We start from the raw sequence: 1656 nt of genomic DNA, 5'->3' as shown, positions 1-1656 counted from the left end.
GCAAATTCCTGGACGCCTGAAAAGCGGCAATCGGTTCATTCGGGAATTAGAAAGAGGGGAAGATTATCAATACGCATCGTTTAAAAAAATTCTGGCTGCAGGGAATTGCTGCGGGGGCGGCATTGGCGATCGGCCTCGGCTTTGGGGGTGGATGGCGCCGGTGCAGGCAGCCACCCAGGAGCAGCTGGATAACGTACAGGCGCAAATGCAGAAGACCGATGCCCAACTCGCAGAAGCCAACCGCCAGATTAAGCAGCTGGAGGCGGATCGCGTTAAGCAGATGGATTTATTGCGTTCTCGGGCCCGCGCGATGTATATGATGGGCAACGATGGCTATTTGGAAATCTTTTTTTCGAGCGACGACATCCCGGGAATGCTTTCGCGGATCGGCGAAGTGAAAAACATTATGCGGGCGGATCGGGATGCGGTGCGCCGGTTGGAGGCGAACAGAAAAGCACAGGAAGCGGCCAAGGGAAAACTCGAGGCGATCAAAAAAGCGCAGGAAGCCCAGTATAAAAAGCTTGCGGGCGAATTTAACGCAGAAAGCGCAGCGGGCAATTCGATGCACTTGAGTTTTGGGAGCGGCACCTGGAAAAACGATTATATGTGGCCCGTTGCGACGAATCAAAGAAACGCCCTTTATATCAGCAGCGGTTTCGGCCGTCGCAGCTCCCCCGGCGGGGTGGGCTCGACCGACCACAAAGGCGTGGATGTTTCGGTGCCCACCGGTACGCCGATGTTGGCCGCGGCGGATGGATTGGTGGTTTTTGCCGGGGAAGCCAGCGGCTACGGCAATTATGTGGCCATCGACCACGGCACAGACGCGAAGACCCATGATACCTACGGCACCGGCTACGGCCATTTGAGCCAGATCAAGGTGACCCGGGGCCAACAGGTGAAGAAGGGCGATGTGATTGCGCTCAGCGGCTCCACCGGGCACTCCACAGGCCCGCACCTTCACCTCGACTGGTTTCTCAACGGCAAACAGGTTGATGCTCGGACGTATTTCCCGGCGCTGAACTTCCAGGGGAAGGGACGGGGCAATTAAAGGCGGGAAATCCAACAGCTTTGCACAGCGCAGAGCTGTTTTTTAGTGCGCGCGGATGCAATTTGCGGCGTGATCTGTTAAAATATAAAAAGCAAGATGATCGAAAAACAGGGAGGAAAAATCCAATGACCGCTTTTAGATCCGTGAAGAGCGCAGCGGCGGCGCTGAACGGCCGGGAATATAAACAGGAGATTACCGACGCGGAAAAGCAGGCCGCGGCCGACGCCGGTTTGGTGATAGTTTTCGGTCAGTCCGACGATACCACTGTGATCACCGGCGCCATCGAGGCCGCTTGCGAGACCAAAGACGGCGGGACGCTTTATCTCGACGGGGAAGACGGCCTGTTCGAGGATTGTCCCTGCGATTGCGTGCACAGTCGTCGGGCCCGGGCCCGCGCCAAAGCGGTGCAGGTCTGCTGGTGCAAAGGGCCCTACGTTTGGTCTTATCGGACCGAGATTCCCCACGCGACTTTTGAAATCCGAGACAATCAGCCGTCGTCGGACAATCTGCGCTTTTGCCAGGGACTGGTGTTTCGGGCGGAAGATCTGCAATCGCGTTAAAACGACAGCGCAAAACGCGCCCACCTTTCAAAGTGGGCGCGTTTTTTG

2 protein-coding genes are annotated in these 1656 nt (G+C 56.8%); both read left to right on the top strand.

Translation table 11 applies throughout. The annotated features are described in order from the left end of the window. Positions 1-1048, top strand: a 1048-nt coding sequence (locus HMPREF0721_RS11145; RefSeq protein WP_050787040.1) for a peptidoglycan DD-metalloendopeptidase family protein, incomplete at its 5' end; no start/stop codon positions are given. A gap of 125 nt (positions 1049-1173) precedes the next feature. Further along, entirely contained in the window at positions 1174-1608 is a 435-nt protein-coding gene (locus tag HMPREF0721_RS11140; RefSeq protein WP_006599898.1) for a hypothetical protein, read from the top strand. Positions 1609-1656 lie beyond the last annotated feature (48 nt).

Origin of the sequence: Pseudoramibacter alactolyticus ATCC 23263 (assembly GCF_000185505.1) — a bacterium.
In the GTDB taxonomy this organism is placed as follows: Bacteria; Bacillota; Clostridia; order Eubacteriales; family Eubacteriaceae; genus Pseudoramibacter; species Pseudoramibacter alactolyticus.
The sequence above is the reverse complement of the archived record's forward strand: the minus strand, read 5'-3'. Positions and strand labels throughout refer to the sequence as shown.

What these genes read in the sequence shown, in the direction of transcription:
- HMPREF0721_RS11140 (WP_006599898.1), top strand. Translation starts at nt 1,174, where the DNA reads ATGACCGCTTTTAGATCCGTGAAGAGCGCAGCGGCGGCGCTGAACGGC.